A 19,966-nucleotide genomic window follows, 5' to 3' on the forward strand; every position below is an offset into this window, starting at 1 on the left:
TTTGTCTGAATTTTTTGCCGCGTGAGCGGCAGCAAGAAACCTTGGGCGTTTACTGGTGTAAGCGTCCACCGTTGAGTTTGACGATGCTCAAACCAGAACCATGTAAATATAGAGAGAAAGTGATGAAAGCATACCAGCGTGAATTTATTGAGTTTGCCCTAGAAAAGGAAGTACTGAAATTTGGTGAGTTTACTTTGAAGTCTGGCCGTAAAAGCCCATATTTCTTTAACGCTGGTCTTTTCAACACTGGCCGCGATTTAGCGCGCCTCGGCCGTTTTTATGCGGCGGCGCTGGTGGATTCAGCGATTGAGTTCGATGTGCTGTTTGGCCCAGCCTACAAGGGGATTCCGATTGCGACCACCACCGCCGTAGCACTGGCGGATCACCACGATGTGGACACGCCATACTGCTTTAACCGCAAAGAAGCCAAAGATCACGGCGAAGGTGGCAATCTGGTGGGCAGCGCGCTGGAAGGCCGTATCATGCTGGTAGACGATGTGATTACCGCGGGCACGGCGATTCGTGAGTCGATGGAAATCATTCAGAACAACGGCGCAGATTTGGCCGGTGTGCTGGTGGCGATTGACCGTCAGGAAAAAGGCAAAGGCGAATTATCGGCGATTCAGGAAGTTGAGCGTGACTTTGGCTGCGCGGTGATTTCGATTGTCAGCCTGACCGACCTTATCACCTATCTAGAAGAGCAAGGCGGTAACCGCGAACACCTCGACGCGGTGAAAGCGTACCGCGCGCAATACGGTATCTGATACCGACCTCCTCAAAGGGGAATGGACGGACAACAAAAAGCCCACCGATTGGTGGGCTTTTTAGTTCAAGCTGGCGTTGCAGACATTATTGGTAACGAATGCCTTTCGGCACGTTCGGATCCTGCATGGTTTTAAAGCGTTTGTGCAGCCACATCCATTGGGTTGGCGCGCGCATGATGACCATTTCTACATACTTGTTCATGTAGGCTGCGGCGGCAATTTCATCTTTTTGTGGGTAGTTGTCTCCCACGGAGATGTCAGCCAAAATCTCATACTTGCCTTCGTCGTTACGAAAGCCTGAACCCATCACGATGGCGCAGTGGCTGGTGTACGCCAGAATGCTGGTGCCGGTGGTGGTGCACGCATCTTGCACTGCAAAAAACGGCACAAATACCGATTTGTTACGCCCGTAATCGTGGTCTGGCAAATAGAACAGCAGCTCACCCTGGCGCATCACACGAATCATTTTCTTCACGTCTTTACGGTCAATCAGTACGTTGCCATTATGTGTGCGGCCCCAATACTGAATGAAGTTATAGGCTGGGTTGTTGTGTGGGCGAAACGCGCCATAACCCGGCAGACCCAGCACGGCAAACGCACGCGCGGTAATTTCCAGGTTGAGGGCATGCACGCAGCACAGCAGCACGCCTTGGCCGTTGGCTTTGTATTCGCGCAACACCGCCAAGTCTTTCTCAACAATACGACGTTTGAACCGCCAGGTGGGCCAGAACCAGGTGATGCCAGTTTCAATCAGTGCCAGACCCGTATTTTTGAAGTTCTCGACCACCATCTGATCGATCTCGTCGCTACCTTTGTCAGGAAACGCCAGTTCAAAGTTACGTTTGGCGACGTGCACGCGTTTTTTACTCAAACGCATGCCCAACAAGCCTAAGCTCTGGCCGAGTTTCAGCAATACAGGATAAGGCAGCAGGTTAACGATCAGCGCGAGCGTGCCGAATCCCAGCCACACGCCCCAGTTTTTAGGGTGCAGCAGAGACAGGGTGAATTGAGGTTTGCCGTATTTGTCTTGACTCATGGGGTTCACTTAATCTGAGCACTCAGCAGCGACCAGTATTCGTCGAAGTTGGCCGTGGGCAGGTATTTGAAATCGGAACGCACGAAGCGGTTCAGACTGCCTTCGACCTGACCGAGTAACTGGGCGGCCAGAATGTTTTCGTCAACAGGAAATGATTTGCCTTCACGAATTTTACGTTCACGCAGAATCTGACGCAGTGAGGTCTCGATGCGCTCGAACAACTGATTGATGCGCTCACGCAGACGCTCATTTTCAAACATTAGAGCATGGCCGGACAAAATTCTTGTCAGACCGGGGTTACGTTCTGAAAACGCCAGCAGCAGTTGCATCACCAGACGAATACGGTTCAGGGTGTCTTTTTCATCATCCAGAATGCGGTTGATGCGCGACATCAACGACTCTTCGATGAACTCGATCAGACCTTCGAACATGCGTGCTTTGCTGGGAAAGTGACGATACAGCGCCGCTTCAGAGACACCGACCTGTTTTGCCAGTTTGGCGGTGGTGATGCGCGAGGCGCCTTCGTGCGACTCCAGCATTTCTGCTAAGGCTTGGAGAATTTCTTCACGTCGATTGCTTTTCTTACTGACGGCCATAACCGTGTTTCCTTTTAATACCACTGCTTGGTTAGAAATGAGTCGGGCGAAACGGTCACTGTTTCGCGCCCCAACCTCACTTCAGAGCGTTTCGATAAAATGGTGTAAGCAGGCGGGGAGCCGCTTACAGTTTGTCGTTGATCAACAGCATCAGCGCTTGTGCCAATTCGGCTTTGGAGGCCAATGGCAGTGATTGCTCACTGGGTGCACTTGGTTCACTCGGGCGCCAATACACCGTGAGGGCATTGTCGTTGCTGTTGAAACCCTGGCCAGCGACGGAGACGTCGTTAGCACAGATCATATCGAGATTTTTCTTCACCAATTTGCCGCGCGCGTATTTTTCCACATCCTGTGTCTCGGCGGCAAAACCGACGGTAAATGGTCGGTTATCGGTCATCGCGGCGACCGAGGCGACGATGTCCGGATTTTTGACCATAGTGACGCTGAGCGTATCACTGTCGTCGGTTTTTTTGATTTTTTGCTGTGCCATGCTCTGCGGACGGTAATCTGCCACCGCCGCGCAGCCGATAAAAATATCGTGCTCGCCTGCGTGCGCCATCACCGCTTGGTGCATGTCGATGGCACTGTCTACATTGATACGCGACACGTTGGCAGGCGTTGTTAAATTCACCGGGCCACTGACCAGCGTCACTTGCGCTCCCAGTTTCGCCGCCGCATCGGCAATCGCAAAGCCCATTTTTCCGGAACTGTGATTGGTGATGTAACGCACCGGATCGAGCGCTTCCCGGGTCGGGCCCGCGGTCAGCAGGACGCGTTTACCCGCCAGCGGCTTTGGGCCGAAAAAATCCTCACAGCGATGCACCAGATCCATCGGTTCGAGCATGCGGCCCGGGCCGATATCGCCACACGCTTGTTCACCGGCGGCTGGTCCCCAGATCTGCATGCCGCGACGAGCCAGAGTGGCAATGTTTTCTTGAGTCGCGATATTGCGGTACATCTGCTGGTTCATTGCCGGAGAGACGACCACAGGCGCATCCGTCGCCAGCACGAGAGTAGTGAGCAAGTCATTGCCCATCCCTGCGGCCATGCGCGCGATCAGATCGGCGGTGGCCGGAGCCAGCAGAACCAGATCGGCCCACTTGGCAAGTTCGATGTGGCCCATCGACGCTTCGGCGGCCGGGTCGAGCAGGCTGTCAGAGACAGGGCGACCGGAGACCGCTTGCATCGTTAAAGGCGTGATAAATTCTTTTGCCGCTTTGGTCATCACGACCTGAACGTCGGCGCCGCGCTCAATCAGGCGACGGGTTAATTCTGCACATTTGTACGCCGCGATACCGCCGCTGATACCAAGCAGAATCTTTTTTCCTGCCAATGTTTGCATGCTGGATTCCTCAAAAATTCTGCGCGCTATGTTAGCACAACTCCAGAAAGATGTCGGAGCTGTGTCAAATCTCGGCATGTGCAGGCGATAAATCCTCAGCCGGACGCTGCAAAGTTATGCCAGCCTCACAGATATTCTTTCTGGATTATGCAACATACTGTTTTATAAAAACCAATAATAAAGCACAAGGAACTTTATGATTACCTCCCTGAGAAGCCGAACTAAACTTTTACTGCTAACGGTCATTCCTCTGGTGATTATTACTGCCATGATGACGGCGGTATATTACTGGAACGGGATGAAATCCCTCGACCAAGAACTGACTCAATACCGCGCGCAGCTGGTCGACAGCCGCAAAGCGGAGCTCAAAGCCTACCTGATGATGGGTGTCACCGCAGTGAAATCGCTGTACGACGCCGATCAGGGCGGGGAAAACAAAGAACAGGCGAAAACGATTCTCAAAGCGATGCGCTTTGACAGCGATGGCTACTTCTTCGCCTATGACTCCAAAGGCATCAACACGCTGCACGCCATCAATCCGTCATTGGAAGGCAAGAATCTCTACGATCTGAAAGATAAAAATGGCGTGCCGGTGATCGCCGGATTGATCCAAGCGGCAAAATCGGGCGACGGCTTCCTTTATTTCTCGTGGCACAAACCGTCGATTGATGCTCAGGCACCTAAACTGGGGTATGCGGAATATCTGCCGAAATGGGACTGGGTGCTGGGAACCGGTATCTATATTGATGACATCGATACTCAGGTCGCGCAGTTTAAGGCGCAGCGCGAAGCGCAGCTGTATGAACAAACCCTGTCGGCAGTTGGTCTTTCCGTCGTCGGGCTTGTGCTGACTATCATCGTGGTGAGTGTGCTGGTTGCGCGCGGCGTGGCGCCGTTGCAGCACGTGGTGGACTCACTGAAAGCGGTCGCGGCGGGTGGCGGCGATCTCACCGCGCGTTTGAAAGTCGAAAGCCACGATGAAGTGGGCGAAGTCGCGCAAGCATTCAATGCCTTTATGGACAAACTGCATCCGCTGATTGTCGATCTGCGTACCTCGGCGCAGGACGTGCAGTCTGCCGCGGCCGATCTCGATGTGCAAACCACGCAGTCCAGCCAGCAAATGAACAGCCACTGCATGGAGACCGACAAAGTGGTTGCCGCGGTAACCGAAATGAGCGCCACAGCCCGTGAAGTGGCCAATAACACCAACTCTACCGCTCAGGCGATTGATTCTGCCAACCGCCAGATCATGGATGCGCAGAAAGAGGTGAATCTGGCGATTGAAGGTATTGGCGAGCTGGTGAACGAAGTCAACCTGACTTCGGATGCGATTCAAGAATTGAGCCAGCAAACGGAACAGATCACGAAAGTACTGAACGTGATTGGGGATATTGCTGAACAAACCAACCTGCTGGCATTGAATGCGGCAATTGAAGCAGCACGCGCTGGCGAGCAGGGCCGCGGTTTTGCCGTCGTGGCCGACGAGGTACGCTCATTGGCAAGCCGCACGCAAAACAGCACACAGGAAATCGGTGAGATGCTGCAGGCGCTGCATCAAGGGGTGAGTAAAGCGGTCAGCAGTATGGCACTGAGTCAGGATCGCGGCGAAAAAACCGCACTGGAATCGGTGCAGATTAAAGACAGTCTGTCTGGCATTTCCGATGCGGTCAGTGTCATTCACGATATGGGGATTCAGACCGCTTCTGCCGCTGAGCAGCAAAGCGCAGTGGCGGAAGACATCAACCAAAACCTGGTCGCGATTCAGCAGATAGTCAATGAGCTTAGCGATAACCTGCAGCGTTCAGAATCGATCAGCACCCGTTTAGCACAATTGGGCCAGCAAATGGGGAACCTGGTCGGTCACTTTAAGCTTTAACTGACAACGGCGTTGCACCGCTGAATGACGCCGCTCTAAAGATCCCTCAGGCCGCTTGCAGCCTGAGGGAGAGATCGGCTTGAGTATGGCAAATCACAGGAGCCATACATGAGCCTCAAATCCCTTCCCAATGAATCCATGCCGCGTGAAAAGTTGTTGTTACGCGGCCCTCAGGCATTATCTGATGCTGAATTGCTGGCGATTTTTCTGCGCACCGGCACTCAGGGCATGAATGTCCTCGAACTCTCCGACTTTCTGCTGCGCGAGTTTGGATCGCTGCGCGCCCTGTTTTCCGCCACCAAGGATCAGTTTTGTGCCCACAAAGGGCTTGGCGAAGCGAAATTTGTTCAGTTGCAGGCGGTGTTGGAGATGACTCAGCGCTATCTGGCAGAAACGCTCAAACGCGGCGAAGCGCTCACCAGTCCGCAGCAGACCAAACTGTATCTGTCGAGTGTGCTGCGCGATCGCCAGCGTGAAGCGTTCTACATTCTGTTTCTCGACAACCAACACCGCGTAATTCGTGATGAAGTGCTGTTTGAAGGTACGATTGATGCGGCGAGCGTCTACCCGCGAGAGGTGGTCAAACGCGCACTGCACCACAACGCGGCGGCGCTGATACTGGCACACAACCACCCGTCCGGTGTTGCGGAACCCAGTCAGGCGGACCGAAGGATCACGCAGCGTCTAACCGATGCCCTAGCGCTGGTGGACATTCGCGTGTTGGATCACTTCGTGGTGGGTGACGGTGACGTGGTCTCATTTGCGGAGCGGGGCTGGATATAAAGCGACACAAAAAATAAATTTCGGGTTGTTGAAAGTTTAAACTATTGAGCAAATACAAGGCTGTAGGGACAAACTTTCACTTTTTCTCAGGAAAATTCCGACAGCCCTTACCAGCAATTCACTTGAATGCACAAAAAATGCTTAGCTTTCTGTGGTTTTCTGGTATGATTCGCACACATTTTTTAACCCCAATTCAGCTCAACACAAAAAAGATCAGGTAATCCTGTAAAAAGGATCTGTTCGGGTCTTGAGCAATGCGTGTCAAGTTAGTATAATGCGCGACCTTTGATAGCCTTGTATGGATTTTCCATAACGGTTTTTAACCTCAACTTCTTATGTAGAAAGAGAGAGGTTCGGCCACCAAGGTTGATATCGAGCTGAAACGATTTGGAGAAGACATTCATGTCCCGAGTATGCCAAGTAACTGGTAAGCGTCCAGTAACGGGTAACAACCGTTCACACGCACGAAATGCTACTAAGCGTCGTTTTCTGCCGAACCTACAAACTCATCGTTTCTGGGTAGAGAGCGAAAAACGTTTTGTTAAACTACGTCTAACTGCTAAAGGCATGCGTATCATTGATAAGAAAGGCATCGATGCTGTTCTTGTTGATATCCGTGCACGTGGCGAAAACGTTTAAGAGGAATTAAACAATGGCTAAAGGCATTCGTGAGAAAATCCGTCTAGTATCTTCTGCTGGTACTGGTCACTTCTACACAACTGACAAGAACAAACGCAACATGCCAGGCAAATTTGAGATCAAGAAATTTGATCCAGTTGTACGCCAGCACGTTGTATACAAAGAAGCGAAAATCAAGTAATTGATGGCTTCCTTGGAACGATAAAAACCCAGCCTCTTGGCTGGGTTTTTTCTTTTCTGCTTTCGGTGTCCTGCCAAGCACTTATCTAGGATCTCTTTTCTTCCTCTGCTACTCTAGCGGTATCGTAATCAACTAAGGACAGCGATTATGCGCGTCGCGCCTCATCGTCGTCGCCGATGGAATAACATTCTGATTCTGGCGGTGATTGTGTTTATCGGAGTGTTGAATCTGCCTGCGTTCATCAAATCTTATTTGATCGAACCGGAGGTTAGCTCGTATCCAACCTTACTCAATCCGCACGCCAAGCTACAGGCTATGCATTTTGCCCGTTTGTCACTGGAGCTGAATCAGGGCCGCTGGCGAGCCACACCACCGACAGAAGTGGCACCGGAAGAGCTGGTGAAACGTTGGCAAGAGCTGGTTGGTACGGAAGTGGACGATGAGACCTATCTGTCGTTGCAACCGAATTTACGCAGTCCGCAGACGATCGAAGTGTGGTATAGCGATCAGGAAGAGCCGCAAAGGATCACTTATTACCGTACGCCACAGTTCTGGCTGTTTAAGAACTGGCAGGATAAGTGGATCGCCATCTCTGTCGACAATGGTTACCTGCTGCCGTCATTCTGAGCACCGCTCCATCATTAGAGGTTTAATTACACAACATGCCAGAACTCCCGGAAGTTGAAGTCAGCCGCATGGGTATCTCACCGCATCTGGTGGGAGAAACCGTGCGTTCGCTGACGTTCCGTACGCCTAAACTGCGTTGGGATATTCCCGCTGAATTGAAACAGATGGAAGGGCAGGTCATCACCGCCATTTCTCGCCGCGCTAAATATTTAATGATTGAAACATCGGTTGGCAGCGCTATCGTTCATTTAGGCATGTCAGGGTCACTGCGCGTGTTGGATGGCGATTTTCCACCCGCCAAACATGATCACGTGGATCTGACGCTGACCAATGGCAAAGTACTGCGCTACAACGATCCGCGCCGTTTCGGTGCCTGGTTATGGTGTCCGGTCGGCGAGAGTCACGAAGTGCTGGGTCACATGGGACCAGAGCCACTGACGGAGGCGTTTAATGCTGAGTATCTGCAAAATAAGGCGCGTAATAAGCGGGTGGCGGTGAAGTCGTTTATCATGGACAACAAAATTGTCGTCGGTGTTGGCAATATCTACGCCAATGAGTCGCTGTTCAGCTCTCATATTCATCCGCTGCGACCCGCCCATTCGCTGAGTGAAGCCGAGTGGATTTCTCTGGTGGCTGACATCAAAGCGGTCTTAACTACCGCTATTGCGCAAGGTGGCACCACGCTGAAAGATTTTGCCCAAGCGGATGGCAAACCGGGCTATTTTGCTCAGGAGTTGCAGGTGTATGGCAAAAAGGGCCAACCTTGTCCTCGCTGCGGCGAGAAAATAGCCGAGCTTAAAATTGGTCAGCGCAACTCGTTCTTTTGTCCACAATGTCAGCCACCAGAGCGCGAAAAATCAACACATTTGTGATATAACGCCCATACACTAATTTAGAGGCTTAAAGAGTATAACAATGAAATATTTAGTGACCGGAGCTGCGGGTTTTATTGGTTCAGCGGTAATTGAACGTCTGTGTGCCGAAGGCCACGATGTGGTTGGCATTGATAATCTGAACGACTACTACGATGTGGCGTTGAAAGACGCGCGCTTGGAGCGAGCGGCACATGAACGTTTCTCGTTTCTTGAAATGGACATCGCGGATCGCGAAGCGATTGCCGATCTGTTTGCGGCTGAACAGTTTGATAAGGTCATTCATCTGGCAGCGCAAGCGGGCGTACGTTATTCGATTGATAACCCGATGTCGTATGCCGACAGTAACCTGGTCGGCCATCTGACCATTCTGGAAGGTTGCCGCCATCACAAAATCAAGCACTTGGTCTATGCATCGTCGAGTTCGGTGTACGGTCTGAACCGCAAAACGCCATTCAACACGTCTGATAGTGTGGATCACCCGATTTCCCTCTACGCTGCGACCAAAAAGTCTAATGAGCTGATGGCGCATACCTACTCTCACCTGTACGGTGTACCAACAACAGGGCTACGTTTCTTCACCGTGTACGGTCCTTGGGGACGTCCGGATATGGCGCTGTTTAAATTCACTAAAGCTATCATCAATGGTGACGCTATCGATGTGTATAACAACGGCGATATGATGCGTGATTTCACCTACATTGATGACATCGTTGAAGGCATCCTGCGTATCAAAGATGTGGTACCTGAGCCGAATGCAGAGTGGAGCGTGGAAGCAGGATCGCCGGCGACCAGTTCAGCACCTTACCGTGTGTATAACATTGGTCACGGCAGCCCGGTGAAACTGATGGATTACATCAAAGCACTGGAATCGGCGTTGGGTATCGAAGCGAAGAAAAACATGCTGCCGATGCAGCCGGGTGATGTGTATGTGACGTACGCTGACACTCAAGACCTATTCAACGCGACGCAATACAAACCTCAGATGGGGGTTGAACAAGGTGTGGCGAATTTTGTGAAATGGTACAAAGAATTCTATTCTGTATAGCGATACTTCACACACTCTTTGCGGCCGGGACTTGTGTCCCGTGCTGTAAACGATAATCTTCCGCTTTGCCGGATGCTCAGATATTGATGAGCCAACTCTGGCTCAACGCCATATTATTCCCTGAAATTGATGCCCTGAATTCGGTATCATTCTTGCTAATGTGACTGACTGATTTTATTCCCTGACCAAGAAAACACCCGCTTTTCGCTCGTCAGATTGTCCACCTGTTTGTTGTCCATAAAAATGAAGTATCCATCTCATCTGCGCCAGCTGTGTCTGCTGCTACTCCAGTGTTTCTTGTTCTCCTTCAGCCTGTTGCTGATTGCCCGTGTGGTGTTTTTTCTTCACATTCGCGATGTATTGCCGGAGGCCGGGGTCAGTGATGATATTGGGCGGGCGTTCTGGGTCGGTGGGCGGTTTGATGCCAAGGTCACCGCCATCGCTTACGCGCCGTTGCTGCTCAGCGGTTTAATTGCCGCTGCGTTTCACAATATCTACCGCCGCTGGCTGAAATTTGCCTTGGGTTATCACAGCGTGATTGCCTTTTTGTATGTAGTCGGAGGCATCGGTAATTACTACTATTACCTGACTTATGGCAGCTACGTTGACCTGTTTGTCTTTGGTCTGTGGGAGGATGACACTAACGCCGTACTGATCAATATCTGGCAGGATTACCCTATCATTCGCGGTTCGTTGTTGTCCGTTTTGGCCGCATTGCTGGCTTATGTCTCTTCACGCTGGTTCTTGCGTACAACGCTGGGGCAGTTGCGTCCACGCATGTATTGGCATTGGAGCGTGACGTCGCTGGTGGTCGTGCTAACGATTGTGGTCACGTTTGTCGTCGCACGCGGTTCGCTCGATAGCCATCCGCTTAAGCGTTACCACGCCAGTGTGTCGCAGTACAAACCGCTGAATATGATCACGCCGAACGTGTTTATGGCGCTTGATTGGGCGACAACCGATTACAAAGAGCAGCGCCGTTTTGACCCTGTGTCACAACGCGTATTGACCGCGCAGATGGAAAAGATGCTCGGTCAGCCGACGCCAAACTATCATGTACCGACCAACTCTTTCCTTACTGACAATCCACCGCATGTCGTGGTCGCGATGATGGAAAGCATGGGTATGAATATTTTGGTGGAAGACGATCCGCAGACGAACGATTTACTGGGGAGCCTGCGTCCGTATTGGGAGAACGGTTTCTTATTCGAGCGCTTTATGGCGGGCACGTCGGCGACCATCGACAGCATTGTCATGACGTTGTTCCACAGCCCGGTGGCGACGATCAGCCACTCGTCGATTCAAAACATTGCGCTGCCAAGCTCAGCTGTTCTGCCATATAAGCGCGCGGGCTATGAAGTCACATTCCTGTATGGCGGCAATGGCATGTGGCGAAATCTGGCCAACTATTTGCCGGTGCAAGGGTTTGATCGCGTTTACGATGAGAACGACATTATTGAGGCATTTCCGGAGGCGGCCCAATATTCCGGAACTTGGGGCGTACCGGATGGCTACTTGTTTAAGTATGCCAACAAGGTTTTGGAGGAGGCGAAAAAACCGACGCTTATTTTTATTATGACGGTGACCAACCACTCGCCGTACAAAGTGCCGGATTATTATCAGCCGAAGCCAACGGTCATGAGTGAACGTTTGTCCTCGCTGATTGGTTATCAGGGCGATCAGGCCAAAGTGTTACTCAACACATTCCAGTATGCATCGGATGCGTTGGGGCAGTTTATCGGCCGAGTCAAAGCCTCAGACAAGTTGAAGGACAACACGGTGATTGCGGTTACTGGCGATCATCGCATGCGTTACAGCAGCACCGATGAGCCGACCGAATACGGCTTAACCTTCGCCGTGCCATTTTTCCTTGATGTGCCACAGCCGATTTTGGATCACACGCCATTTACCTATGATCCGCAGCGCATTGGTTCGCATCGCGACCTGTTTCCGACGCTGTATCATTTCAGTTTGTCGAATCAGGATTACATCAGTTTAGGCGGCGAAAACCTGTTGGCCACAGACGGAGTGAGTAACATCGGTTTTAATGCCTCGCGTACTATCAGTGAAAAGGGCGCATTCAGTAGCAGTGGTTCGGGGGTGTTTTATGCGTGGGACGAACACAATCCGCTGTTGAATCAATCCAGACCGGAGAAGAATCCACCGCAAGAGACGGACTGGGGCAAAGAGTATTCGTTGCTGCAAGATTATTATCTGCGCTCGCAAGTGTTGCCGATGACGCCATAAACTGGACTAACACATCAAGAAAAAGGCTGCTCAGTGAGCAGCCTTTTTTCGAGGCGTGACTATTCCACAATCTTTTTGCTGTGCAGCGCGTTGGCTACCAACTCGGGCACAAACGCATCCACGTTGCCTCCATGAATCGCGACTTCGCGAACCAACGATGAGGAGATAAATGCGTACTCTTCCGCCGGGGTGAGGAAAACACTCTCCAGCCCGGGCATCAAGCGCCGGTACATGTTGGTCAGGCCGAATTCGTATTCAAAGTCGACCGTGGTGCGCAGGCCGCGCACTAACACCGTGGCACCTTCGGCTTTGGCAAAATCCACCATCAAGCCAGCGAACCCTTTTGCCGTAACGTTATCCAGATGTGAGGTGACCGCTTTGGCAAAAGCCACGCGCTCTTCCAGCGTAAACAGGGTGTTTTTGCTTGGACTCGCGGCCACCGCGATGATCACTTCATCAAACATGCTGGCAGCACGCTCAATCAAATCCAGATGGCCGTTGGTAATAGGGTCAAAGGTGCCCGGGTAAATAACGCGGGAAATACTTTTTGAATTCACAATGTTCTACTCAGTGTTTGTGCGTGTAAGGGTATGCTAAACAAAACTGTGCCGCCAAACCATGACAATCTGACGGCAAGTGTGATTATTTTTCATCCAATAGCGATTGAAAAAAGTCCAGATGCTGCTGAGCGCTTTCCTGACAGGAGAAATCGTTGATCATCCGCTGCTGCGCTTTGCGCCCCATCTCTTGGCGATTTTGCTCAGACGCGTACAGCCACTGAATTTTATCGGCGATGGCTGAGGCATCATTCACCGGAACAACGAATCCGGTTTCGCCGTCGATCAAGAGTTCTTTACCACCGCCGGTGGTGGTCACCACGGAAGGAATGCCCATCGCCATCGCTTCAATGATGGTTTTAGGTAAACCTTCTCCGCTAATCGAAGGCTGAACTTGCACTTGGCTTGCCGCCAGCAGTTCCGGCACATCTTTGCGGTAACCGAGGAAATGTATGCGATCGCGCATGCCACTTGCTTCGGCCAATTTCAGGTTCTGTTCGGTATCCATATCGCGACCGACCAGCAGCAAGTGCAAATTTGGTAATGGCGCCAGTTGTTTCGCGCTCTCAAGCAACACGTGTACGCCTTTACTTGGCCGCGCATTGGCGATACAGATGGCGCTGAACGCGTCGTCCGGCAAGCCCAGTGCGCTTAAATTCGCCGGCTGCGCCTGATACCAAGCAATGTCGTGGCCTTTGTAAATCGTGACCACTTTGTCGGCGCGTTTCCAAACATGTTTGCGCACATCGTCAGTCACTGCCTGTGCCACACAACTGATGCCGTCGATACGAGGATGCAAATGGGTCAGGTACGCGGTGGGATCGTGACGATACAACCCGCCGACTGTGCCGCGATAGCTCACCAGTTTGGTGTGTTTGAAACCGATGCAGGCAAATGCCGCGTTGGGAATGGTTTTGGAGTTCATGGCGTACACCACGTCATAGCGTTCTTGATGCAGCGCGTGACGTAACGTCTTGATCGTGTTGAGACAAATCTTTTTCTTCGGGTAACAGTCGATGATCTTCACGCCGTTGTCGCGAAAACGCGGCACATACTCCGCATCGCCTTGCGTCATGATGGTCACATCATGGCCGAGCTTGGCCATTTCAATAAACATTTCCGCTTCCGGACGCACGCTGTTCCAGGCATCACGATAGGAGCTAAAAATTAAGATTTTCATGGTCTCACATTACCTCAGCCGCAGCGAAACTGCAGCGGTGTTCAAATTTGGTGGCTGACACGCTTTCGCGTCGCGAGCCCAGATTATGACTTTCCGGCCGCAACGCGAGCGTAAAGCTGCTCGTAGCGTATGGCGGTATTCTCAATCAGAAAGCCTTGCAGTTTTTTCTCACGTCCGATGGCGAGTTTTTCGCGCAACGTGGCGTCGCTGCGAATAGTTTCAATCGCATTGGCCAGTCCAAGGCCATCGCCGGGCTCAATCAAAAGCCCTGACTCTTGGTGGTCAATAATATCCGGGATACCGCCCGCACGAGCACCAATCACCGGTAAGCCATTGCCCATCGCTTCCAGAATCACCGAACCCAAGCCTTCGCTGTAGGAAGGGTGAACCAGTAAGTCGGCTGCGGCAAACCAATCGCCCATGTTGCTCTGTTTGCCCATGAACGACACGTTGGGTAAGCCTGCGGCTTGCTGCTCTAGGGCGGCTCGCTCTTTGCCGTCTCCTAACAGCGCAAAATGAACCTCAGGGGCGCGCTGAACCAACGCTTTTGCTGCGCTCAGGGTGACATCAAAACCTTTGTGTTTGAGCATGTTGGCGGCGTGGATGACCAGAAATTTGCCACTGAATTGCTGTTTGATGTGCGCCACGTTGGCGTCATCAATCGGGTAGGTGACTGGCGAGCTGGGAATGATCTCAATGCTTTTTGTCGGGTACGCGTCACGAATGCGGGCCGCGATTTCATGGCTCAGGCCAACCAACAACGCGGCTTGGCGGTATGCTTGGTCCGATAACCATTTTTTGCGCAGCGGATTGTCGATGCGACGCGTCACCATATACGGCACACCATGCAATGCGTGTTGCAGCCACGCCCAGTAAATGGCTCGGCCTTCATGCACATGAATCAATTCACAGCCGTCGGTCACGCGTTTGCCATGTTGGAGTAAATAATGGCTGGCGGCGATGACTCGACAAGGCAGCTCGGACACACGCGCAAAAAACGGGCTTTTGGGGTTGGCGACAATTGTCAGCTGATAGCCCATGCGAATCTGCTGCTTGATGAGTTGCAGTGTCTGGTTTTCTCCGCCGTGATAGCCGGATGCCAAGTTAACGTGGCAGATGTTCATTTCTGTTTTTGCTCCTGCTTGCGCACGTAGTCGCGCAGCCACAAATCCGCATACCGGGTAAACGTGGTGTTGGCGCTTAAAATCGCCAACAGTAAGCCATGGCGACCATCGAGAAAACCGCGTTTAATCACGTACATTTTAAAGAAGCGAAAAAAACCGTGTAGGATGGCTCTACTCAACGAAGATTGCTTATATCCTTCACGTTGATCTGCCCACGCTTTCATGTATTGCTGTGTTTTGGCTGTGTATTGAGGTAAGTACTCAAAGGTATAATGTTCCAAGTGGCCTTTCAGAGATTCGACTTTAAATTCTCGAGGAACAATAACGCTTTCATGAACTAGCGATTCATCGTATTGAGTTTCGCGCGTGCGGTAAAGACGCGTGACCCAGTCGGGGGACCAACCGGAATAGCGAATCTGTTTACCAAATGCGGTGGTGAGGCGATCAATCTGGTAAACGGTATTGGGTTTGTCGGCGTGGACCGCTTGTAAAATCTGCTCTTTGAGCACATCGGTCACGCGTTCATCGGCATCGAGCCACAACACATAGTCTGAGGTAATGTGCGATTGCGCCAAACGGCGCTGAGGACCAAAGCCGGGCCACTCGGTGTTGACGAAAAATTTATCGGTATAGCGGCGAGCGATGGCTTCAGTTTGATCGCTGCTGCCGGAATCAAGAATGACGATTTCGTCGACCCATTGATACACCGTGTCTAAGCAGGCTTGCAGGTGCTTGGCTTCATTTTTCACGATCAGGGCGACCGCCAATGTTGGAGTGGTATTAGCCATGATTTGGGTTACCTAACTGTGTTGTCGCTGACATCATGCGATCAAAGGTGGTGATGACCGCATCGAGCGAGATGGCCTGCATCAGGTCCGTGCCTTTGGCGCGTGTGCTCCACGCTAACAGTTCCAGCGGTTTGCCCTGTTGCTCGGTCACGAACGGTTCGTACACACTCACCACATCTTTGATATTAAAGTATGGCCCCGTGCGCTTTGGGTTGCTGTGGGCATACAAGCCCAGTACGGGCGTGCCTTGTGTGGTGGCAATATGTGCCGGGCCAGAATCCGGAGCAAGCACTAACTTCGCTTCGCCCAATACGGCGGCCAGTTGTTTTAAATTGGTTTTGCCAACCAGATTGAGCACCGGATGCGTAATCAATGCGCTGATTTGCTCTGCCAGTTTCTGCTCGCGCGGCGCAGGAGAGCCACATAAGGCGACCTGATACCCTTGAGAGATAACGTAATCGGCAAATTGCGCGTAGCGTTCCGTGACCCAATTGCGCTCATCTTTACTGGCGGCCGGGCTGATGACGATGGTCGGTTGGTTGCCCAGTTGCGCGCGGGCAAACTGCCTATCTTGTTCGGAAATCGGCAGGTTCCAGGTTGGTGTTTGGCGTGGCACGCCAAGAAACTCGGTAAACGAGAAAAAACTGTCGAGCACATGCGCCGATTCGGTGTCGGCAATCTGGCGGTTAGTGAACAACCACTGACCTTCTTTGGCCCGTTTGCGGTTGAATCCCACTTTGTACTGCGCGCGAATGCCCAGCGTGACCAAACTGGCGCGCAGGGCTAACTGCATGTGCACGAGCGCATCAAAATGACGCCCTTTCAGTTGCTGCCAAACCGCTTTGATGCCAGACCAGCCGGCTTTTTTATCAAAGACGATCAATTCAACGTTCGGCAAACCTTGGAGCAGTTGGGCTTCGACTTTGCCAATCACCCAGGTTACTTGGGTATCTGGCCAGTGTTGTTGCAGGTTTTGAACCGCGGCAACGGCATGACAAACGTCGCCAATCGCCGACAGGCGCAGAAAACAGACCGACTTCGGAGGCGCAGTGAACAGTGGCATCAAATAAGCTCTTCAATTAATGAGGCTAAATTATGCAGAGTCCACCGATAAATGTAAAATAACCGCATTCTTTTCCTCTCTTTATTGGTGTGAAGATGCCAATTCTGACGAGATCAGCCACCTTGTGTGTCAATCACTATAGCGGGAACCCAGCGTGATCAAACAGCAGCAGCTCAGCAAACATCAGACAATTTGGTACGACGACCAATGGGTCAATGAACCGTTGGCGTCGCTATTTGACCCTGAATATTGGCAAGCTAATCAACGGGTGATTGGCAGCGCACAAGGGCGTGGCACCACGTGGTTTGTTCAAATGGCGGCGTTGCCAGCTGCGTTACGCCATTATCGCCGCGGCGGCTTGTTTGGAAAACTGGTCAGCGACAGTTATTGGTTTCAAGGGTGGGAGAAAACTCGCAGCTGCGCCGAATTTCAATTGCTGCATCATTTGCGTGAGCAAGGGGTGAATGTGCCGCGTCCGATTGCTGCTCGCGCCTTGCGCCGGGGCTGCGTGTATCAGGCCGATATTCTCAGTGAGAAAGTCGCCAATGCGCGGGACTTGGTGGCGGTGTTACAAACCGAAGCTTTGCCTGAGGCGCTTTATCATCGCATTGGTCAACAGGTGGCGAAGCTGCACCGTGCTCAGGTCAATCACACTGATTTGAATATTCACAACATTTTGCTCGATAATCATGACCGTGTGTGGATCATTGATTTTGATAAATGTGCGCTTCAACATGGCGATGGCTGGAAAGCTGAGAATTTGGCGCGACTGTTGCGTTCGTTTCGCAAAGAGCAGTTACGCGCCAATATCAAATGGCAAGACGCCGAATGGCAAGCGTTGCTGGACGGTTACCAAGCAACAGTTTAATGCTTATCGTTATTCCATTGCTCTACGATAGTCATAAAGGACTGATAGACTTTCTCTTCGGTAAACTTTTCATAACCCGCGGAAAGATCTGGTATGTCGCGGTCTTCCAACAATGCATCGATTCTCTCCGCGATGACTTTTTCATCGTAAGAGTGAATCAGATATTTCGATAGCTCTCCTGTAAGAATTTCATCTGGGCCGGAAGGGCAGTTCACACTGAGAGCGGGAATGCCGAGAATCAAAGCTTCAATGATAACGGTTGGTAGACCTTCATGATCCGAGGTCAGTACGACTGCTTTCGCACTTTTAATAATTGGGTACGGATTGGTGTCGAACTTTTTGAACTCCACTCGTTCGCTTAGGTTTAACTCTGCTGCTTGTGTTTTTAACTTTTGCTCCAAAGAACCCTCACCCAAGATCACTAGCCTGATGGACGGATTTTTCACGTAAGAAAACGAAGTCAGCAAGCGATCGACACGCTTTTGTTTTTCTAGGCGGCCAACGAAAAGCAAGTAGTTTTCTTGAGAAGCCTGTGCGCTTTCATCACAAGCGTAATGTCGGATGGTCTCGATGTCGAACGGATTATAAAGCACGCTAGCGGGCTGGATGTGTTTCCCACAACACTGCTCAGTAAATTTTTTTATACTCTCGGAGACGCACAGCACATGCTTTCCTTTGAGTCGCTTCGCCAATCTGTTGCGGTATCGAAAGCGTTTGAAGCAGTTGCGTTGACTGTATGAATACTGGTCCGAGTTATGGATAAATGGAACTAAACGCTGATCAGAAAAATGTGCGATTAACTTGATACATTCACTGTGTGGGGCAATCAAATAGTCAAACTCAGCGTCCTGATACCAGGATTTAAAATGCGACAGCAGTACTCTCTCACATTTATTGTTCTGAGGAATATTCAGACAAGAGATGTTTAAATCACTTAATTCCGGTAACTCAATGTGATCGAACAGAGTGATGATTTGTACGTTGTGTCCGTTCGCCTGCAGTAGCCTAGCCAGGCGCACCGTTACCACCTGTACGCCTTCAATTTTTAAGTCTCTGATTAAAAATTTTATGTTCATGAGTTAACCATCACTGCGTTCAAATCCATCTTGTAGTTGTTCTAGGCGATATTGGCGATTGTACGAGAAATTGCGCCTGTATTCTGCTCAACGACTTTCTGTGCGTTAGCTCCCTTAACTTGTAGCAGCTGGGAAGTTGTCCAAAATTGTTGAAGATTATACGTAATCTTCTGGGCATTTTCGCAAATAGTTACGGCATCATTGTCCTGCAGCAATTGCATAATTTCACTGAAGTTATAATAACTTGGGCCATTGAGTAGTGGTTTCCCGAGAGCAGCAGGTTCAAGTAAGTTGTGCCCGCCTACTTTATCACCGATAAGGCTGCCTCCCATAAAGCAGATGTCCGCCGCACTGAGTAGTGTTAGTAACTCGCCCATTGTGTCGCCAAGGTAGACCTGACAATCTTGTTTCATTGGTGTTGGGAACGTTCTGCGACAAGTTATGAACTCTCGCTTTATGCAGAGGTCAAAGACGGAATTAAACCGTTCCGGATGGCGTGGAACTAAGATCAGTAAAGCCTGGGGAAAATGCTCTAACAGGGTTTGATGAGCGTCGAGGAGAATGGCATCTTCACCTTCGTGGGTGCTGGCGGCAATCCATACCGGACGGTCTAAGCCCAGTTCTTCACGCAATTGTTTTCCTTGTTCGAGTACCGTGGGTGCAATTTCAATATCAAACTTAATCGAGCCAGTCACTTGAACTTGCTCTGGTTGAAAACCCAAGCGAACAAAACGCCCAGCATCACTTTCATACTGACAAAGAATGCGATCAACGTAGGGGCGAATCAGATTAAATAGCGCGGAAAACTTTTGATAGCGAAGACAAGATCGCTCTGATAAGCGAGCATTAATGATGGTTATTGGAATGTTATGTTGATGCACTGTGTGTACGGTATTCGGCCACAGTTCCGTCTCAACGATCAGTAGTCGAGACGGTTTAACGGCTTGCAAAAAGCGGCGCACACACCAAGCAAAGTCCAACGGCATGTAGCGATGTTCAACCAGGTCGCCTAGTTTGGCGATTTGTTCCGCACCAGTGCTGGTGGTGGTGGTAACGACAATCGCCTGATCCGGCTGCGCTTGCTTCATGGCTTTGATCACGGGAATCGCGGCGATTGACTCACCCACGGAAACCGCATGTATCCAAATAGGATTCTGAGAACTAACTTTTGGTGTCATTCCCCAGTGCTCTTTCCAACGTGCACCAAAAGCCGGTTTGCCGACTTTCTTTTTATACAATGAATAGAGCAGTAATGGACTAGCGACAATCAGCAACAGAGTATAGATCAGGCGCATTGTT

General features: G+C 51.1%; 20 protein-coding genes. 10 read left to right on the top strand and 10 right to left on the bottom strand.

Annotation, left to right across the window (positions count from 1 at the left end; all coding sequences use genetic code 11):
- The first annotated feature begins 122 nt into the window (after nucleotides 1–122).
- The gene (gene pyrE / locus JIG40_RS00260; protein WP_004728401.1) at nucleotides 123–764 is read left to right on the top strand and encodes an orotate phosphoribosyltransferase; all 642 of its coding nucleotides are present in this window, start codon (nucleotides 123–125) and stop codon (nucleotides 762–764) included.
- An 85-nt stretch (nucleotides 765–849) separates the two neighbouring features.
- On the opposite strand, the gene JIG40_RS00265 is transcribed toward pyrE, so the two are convergent.
- From JIG40_RS00265 to coaBC, 3 genes are all read right to left on the bottom strand, one after another.
- Entirely contained in the window at nucleotides 850–1,800 is a 951-nt protein-coding gene (locus tag JIG40_RS00265; RefSeq protein WP_199464576.1) for a Kdo(2)-lipid IV(A) acyltransferase, read from the bottom strand.
- 5 nt (nucleotides 1,801–1,805) lie between these two features.
- Nucleotides 1,806–2,396, bottom strand: coding sequence for a nucleoid occlusion factor SlmA (slmA, locus tag JIG40_RS00270; RefSeq protein ID WP_020332546.1), 591 nt, complete (start codon nucleotides 2,394–2,396; stop codon nucleotides 1,806–1,808).
- A gap of 124 nt (nucleotides 2,397–2,520) precedes the next feature.
- Nucleotides 2,521–3,738: a bifunctional phosphopantothenoylcysteine decarboxylase/phosphopantothenate--cysteine ligase CoaBC gene (gene coaBC / locus JIG40_RS00275; protein WP_020332547.1), complete on the bottom strand. Its 1,218-nt coding sequence runs from the start codon at nucleotides 3,736–3,738 to the stop codon at nucleotides 2,521–2,523.
- A gap of 196 nt (nucleotides 3,739–3,934) precedes the next feature.
- On the opposite strand from coaBC, the gene JIG40_RS00280 reads away from it, so the two are divergent.
- The 8 genes from JIG40_RS00280 to JIG40_RS00315 all read left to right on the top strand — a co-directional run bounded on the left by JIG40_RS00280 (nucleotide 3,935) and on the right by JIG40_RS00315 (nucleotide 12,011).
- Nucleotides 3,935–5,614 carry a methyl-accepting chemotaxis protein gene (locus JIG40_RS00280; protein WP_199464577.1) on the top strand — a complete coding sequence of 560 codons (1,680 nt, stop codon included), beginning with the start codon at nucleotides 3,935–3,937 and terminating at the stop codon, nucleotides 5,612–5,614.
- Nucleotides 5,615–5,722: 108 nt separating this feature from the next.
- Entirely contained in the window at nucleotides 5,723–6,397 is a 675-nt protein-coding gene (gene radC, locus JIG40_RS00285) for a DNA repair protein RadC (protein ID WP_047463216.1), read from the top strand.
- 402 nt (nucleotides 6,398–6,799) lie between these two features.
- Nucleotides 6,800–7,036: a 50S ribosomal protein L28 gene (gene rpmB, locus JIG40_RS00290; protein WP_004728407.1), complete on the top strand. Its 237-nt coding sequence runs from the start codon at nucleotides 6,800–6,802 to the stop codon at nucleotides 7,034–7,036.
- Between the two features lie 13 nt (nucleotides 7,037–7,049).
- On the top strand, nucleotides 7,050–7,217 hold the full coding sequence (gene rpmG / locus JIG40_RS00295) for a 50S ribosomal protein L33 (protein WP_004728408.1): 168 nt from the start codon (nucleotides 7,050–7,052) through the stop codon (nucleotides 7,215–7,217).
- A gap of 147 nt (nucleotides 7,218–7,364) precedes the next feature.
- The gene (locus tag JIG40_RS00300; RefSeq protein WP_143683826.1) at nucleotides 7,365–7,844 is read left to right on the top strand and encodes a hypothetical protein; all 480 of its coding nucleotides are present in this window, start codon (nucleotides 7,365–7,367) and stop codon (nucleotides 7,842–7,844) included.
- 35 nt (nucleotides 7,845–7,879) lie between these two features.
- Nucleotides 7,880–8,716 carry a bifunctional DNA-formamidopyrimidine glycosylase/DNA-(apurinic or apyrimidinic site) lyase gene (gene mutM, locus JIG40_RS00305; RefSeq protein ID WP_199464578.1) on the top strand — a complete coding sequence of 279 codons (837 nt, stop codon included), beginning with the start codon at nucleotides 7,880–7,882 and terminating at the stop codon, nucleotides 8,714–8,716.
- Nucleotides 8,717–8,759: 43 nt separating this feature from the next.
- Nucleotides 8,760–9,764: an NAD-dependent epimerase gene (locus tag JIG40_RS00310; RefSeq protein ID WP_104966285.1), complete on the top strand. Its 1,005-nt coding sequence runs from the start codon at nucleotides 8,760–8,762 to the stop codon at nucleotides 9,762–9,764.
- Between the two features lie 243 nt (nucleotides 9,765–10,007).
- Complete coding sequence (locus tag JIG40_RS00315; RefSeq protein WP_244662613.1) at nucleotides 10,008–12,011, top strand: LTA synthase family protein; 2,004 nt, start codon at nucleotides 10,008–10,010, stop codon at nucleotides 12,009–12,011.
- 59 nt (nucleotides 12,012–12,070) lie between these two features.
- Here JIG40_RS00315 and coaD read toward each other — a convergent pair whose 3' ends face one another.
- From coaD to JIG40_RS00340, 5 genes are all read right to left on the bottom strand, one after another.
- Nucleotides 12,071–12,568 carry a pantetheine-phosphate adenylyltransferase gene (coaD, locus tag JIG40_RS00320; protein ID WP_172557862.1) on the bottom strand — a complete coding sequence of 166 codons (498 nt, stop codon included), beginning with the start codon at nucleotides 12,566–12,568 and terminating at the stop codon, nucleotides 12,071–12,073.
- A gap of 85 nt (nucleotides 12,569–12,653) precedes the next feature.
- Complete coding sequence (locus tag JIG40_RS00325) at nucleotides 12,654–13,748, bottom strand: glycosyltransferase family 4 protein (protein WP_199464579.1); 1,095 nt, start codon at nucleotides 13,746–13,748, stop codon at nucleotides 12,654–12,656.
- An 83-nt stretch (nucleotides 13,749–13,831) separates the two neighbouring features.
- Nucleotides 13,832–14,872: a glycosyltransferase family 4 protein gene (locus JIG40_RS00330; RefSeq protein WP_047463256.1), complete on the bottom strand. Its 1,041-nt coding sequence runs from the start codon at nucleotides 14,870–14,872 to the stop codon at nucleotides 13,832–13,834.
- On the bottom strand, nucleotides 14,869–15,660 hold the full coding sequence (locus tag JIG40_RS00335; RefSeq protein ID WP_199464580.1) for a glycosyltransferase family 2 protein: 792 nt from the start codon (nucleotides 15,658–15,660) through the stop codon (nucleotides 14,869–14,871). Before JIG40_RS00335 ends, JIG40_RS00330 begins: the two co-directional genes overlap by 4 nt.
- Complete coding sequence (locus tag JIG40_RS00340; protein WP_100268403.1) at nucleotides 15,653–16,723, bottom strand: glycosyltransferase family 9 protein; 1,071 nt, start codon at nucleotides 16,721–16,723, stop codon at nucleotides 15,653–15,655. Before JIG40_RS00340 ends, JIG40_RS00335 begins: the two co-directional genes overlap by 8 nt.
- Nucleotides 16,724–16,877: 154 nt before the next feature.
- Between JIG40_RS00340 and JIG40_RS00345 the strand changes: the two genes are divergently transcribed.
- Entirely contained in the window at nucleotides 16,878–17,591 is a 714-nt protein-coding gene (locus JIG40_RS00345) for a 3-deoxy-D-manno-octulosonic acid kinase (RefSeq protein ID WP_199464581.1), read from the top strand.
- Here JIG40_RS00345 and JIG40_RS00350 read toward each other — a convergent pair.
- A complete protein-coding gene (locus tag JIG40_RS00350; protein WP_100268401.1) occupies nucleotides 17,588–18,667 on the bottom strand; it encodes a glycosyltransferase in 1,080 nt (359 codons plus the stop codon). The genes JIG40_RS00345 and JIG40_RS00350 overlap by 4 nt on opposite strands.
- Before the next feature lie 41 nt (nucleotides 18,668–18,708).
- Nucleotides 18,709–19,962, bottom strand: coding sequence for a lipid IV(A) 3-deoxy-D-manno-octulosonic acid transferase (waaA, locus tag JIG40_RS00355; protein ID WP_100268400.1), 1,254 nt, complete (start codon nucleotides 19,960–19,962; stop codon nucleotides 18,709–18,711).
- Between the last annotated feature and the right edge of the window lie 4 nt (nucleotides 19,963–19,966).

It is taken from the genome of Vibrio sp. bablab_jr001 (assembly GCF_016464285.1).
GTDB classification, from domain to species: Bacteria; Pseudomonadota; Gammaproteobacteria; order Enterobacterales; family Vibrionaceae; genus Vibrio; species Vibrio fluvialis.

What these genes read in the sequence shown, in the direction of transcription:
- rpmB (WP_004728407.1), top strand. Translation starts at nt 6,800, where the DNA reads ATGTCCCGAGTATGCCAAGTAACTGGTAAGCGTCCAGTAACGGGTAAC.
- JIG40_RS00330 (WP_047463256.1), bottom strand. Translation starts at nt 14,872, where the DNA reads ATGAACATCTGCCACGTTAACTTGGCATCCGGCTATCACGGCGGAGAA.
- pyrE (WP_004728401.1), top strand. Translation starts at nt 123, where the DNA reads ATGAAAGCATACCAGCGTGAATTTATTGAGTTTGCCCTAGAAAAGGAA.
- rpmG (WP_004728408.1), top strand. Translation starts at nt 7,050, where the DNA reads ATGGCTAAAGGCATTCGTGAGAAAATCCGTCTAGTATCTTCTGCTGGT.
- coaBC (WP_020332547.1), bottom strand. Translation starts at nt 3,738, where the DNA reads ATGCAAACATTGGCAGGAAAAAAGATTCTGCTTGGTATCAGCGGCGGT.
- mutM (WP_199464578.1), top strand. Translation starts at nt 7,880, where the DNA reads ATGCCAGAACTCCCGGAAGTTGAAGTCAGCCGCATGGGTATCTCACCG.
- JIG40_RS00325 (WP_199464579.1), bottom strand. Translation starts at nt 13,748, where the DNA reads ATGAAAATCTTAATTTTTAGCTCCTATCGTGATGCCTGGAACAGCGTG.
- JIG40_RS00300 (WP_143683826.1), top strand. Translation starts at nt 7,365, where the DNA reads ATGCGCGTCGCGCCTCATCGTCGTCGCCGATGGAATAACATTCTGATT.
- radC (WP_047463216.1), top strand. Translation starts at nt 5,723, where the DNA reads ATGAGCCTCAAATCCCTTCCCAATGAATCCATGCCGCGTGAAAAGTTG.
- JIG40_RS00335 (WP_199464580.1), bottom strand. Translation starts at nt 15,660, where the DNA reads ATGGCTAATACCACTCCAACATTGGCGGTCGCCCTGATCGTGAAAAAT.
- JIG40_RS00310 (WP_104966285.1), top strand. Translation starts at nt 8,760, where the DNA reads ATGAAATATTTAGTGACCGGAGCTGCGGGTTTTATTGGTTCAGCGGTA.
- JIG40_RS00280 (WP_199464577.1), top strand. Translation starts at nt 3,935, where the DNA reads ATGATTACCTCCCTGAGAAGCCGAACTAAACTTTTACTGCTAACGGTC.
- JIG40_RS00265 (WP_199464576.1), bottom strand. Translation starts at nt 1,800, where the DNA reads ATGAGTCAAGACAAATACGGCAAACCTCAATTCACCCTGTCTCTGCTG.
- JIG40_RS00340 (WP_100268403.1), bottom strand. Translation starts at nt 16,723, where the DNA reads ATGCCACTGTTCACTGCGCCTCCGAAGTCGGTCTGTTTTCTGCGCCTG.
- slmA (WP_020332546.1), bottom strand. Translation starts at nt 2,396, where the DNA reads ATGGCCGTCAGTAAGAAAAGCAATCGACGTGAAGAAATTCTCCAAGCC.
- waaA (WP_100268400.1), bottom strand. Translation starts at nt 19,962, where the DNA reads ATGCGCCTGATCTATACTCTGTTGCTGATTGTCGCTAGTCCATTACTG.
- JIG40_RS00350 (WP_100268401.1), bottom strand. Translation starts at nt 18,667, where the DNA reads ATGAACATAAAATTTTTAATCAGAGACTTAAAAATTGAAGGCGTACAG.
- JIG40_RS00315 (WP_244662613.1), top strand. Translation starts at nt 10,008, where the DNA reads ATGAAGTATCCATCTCATCTGCGCCAGCTGTGTCTGCTGCTACTCCAG.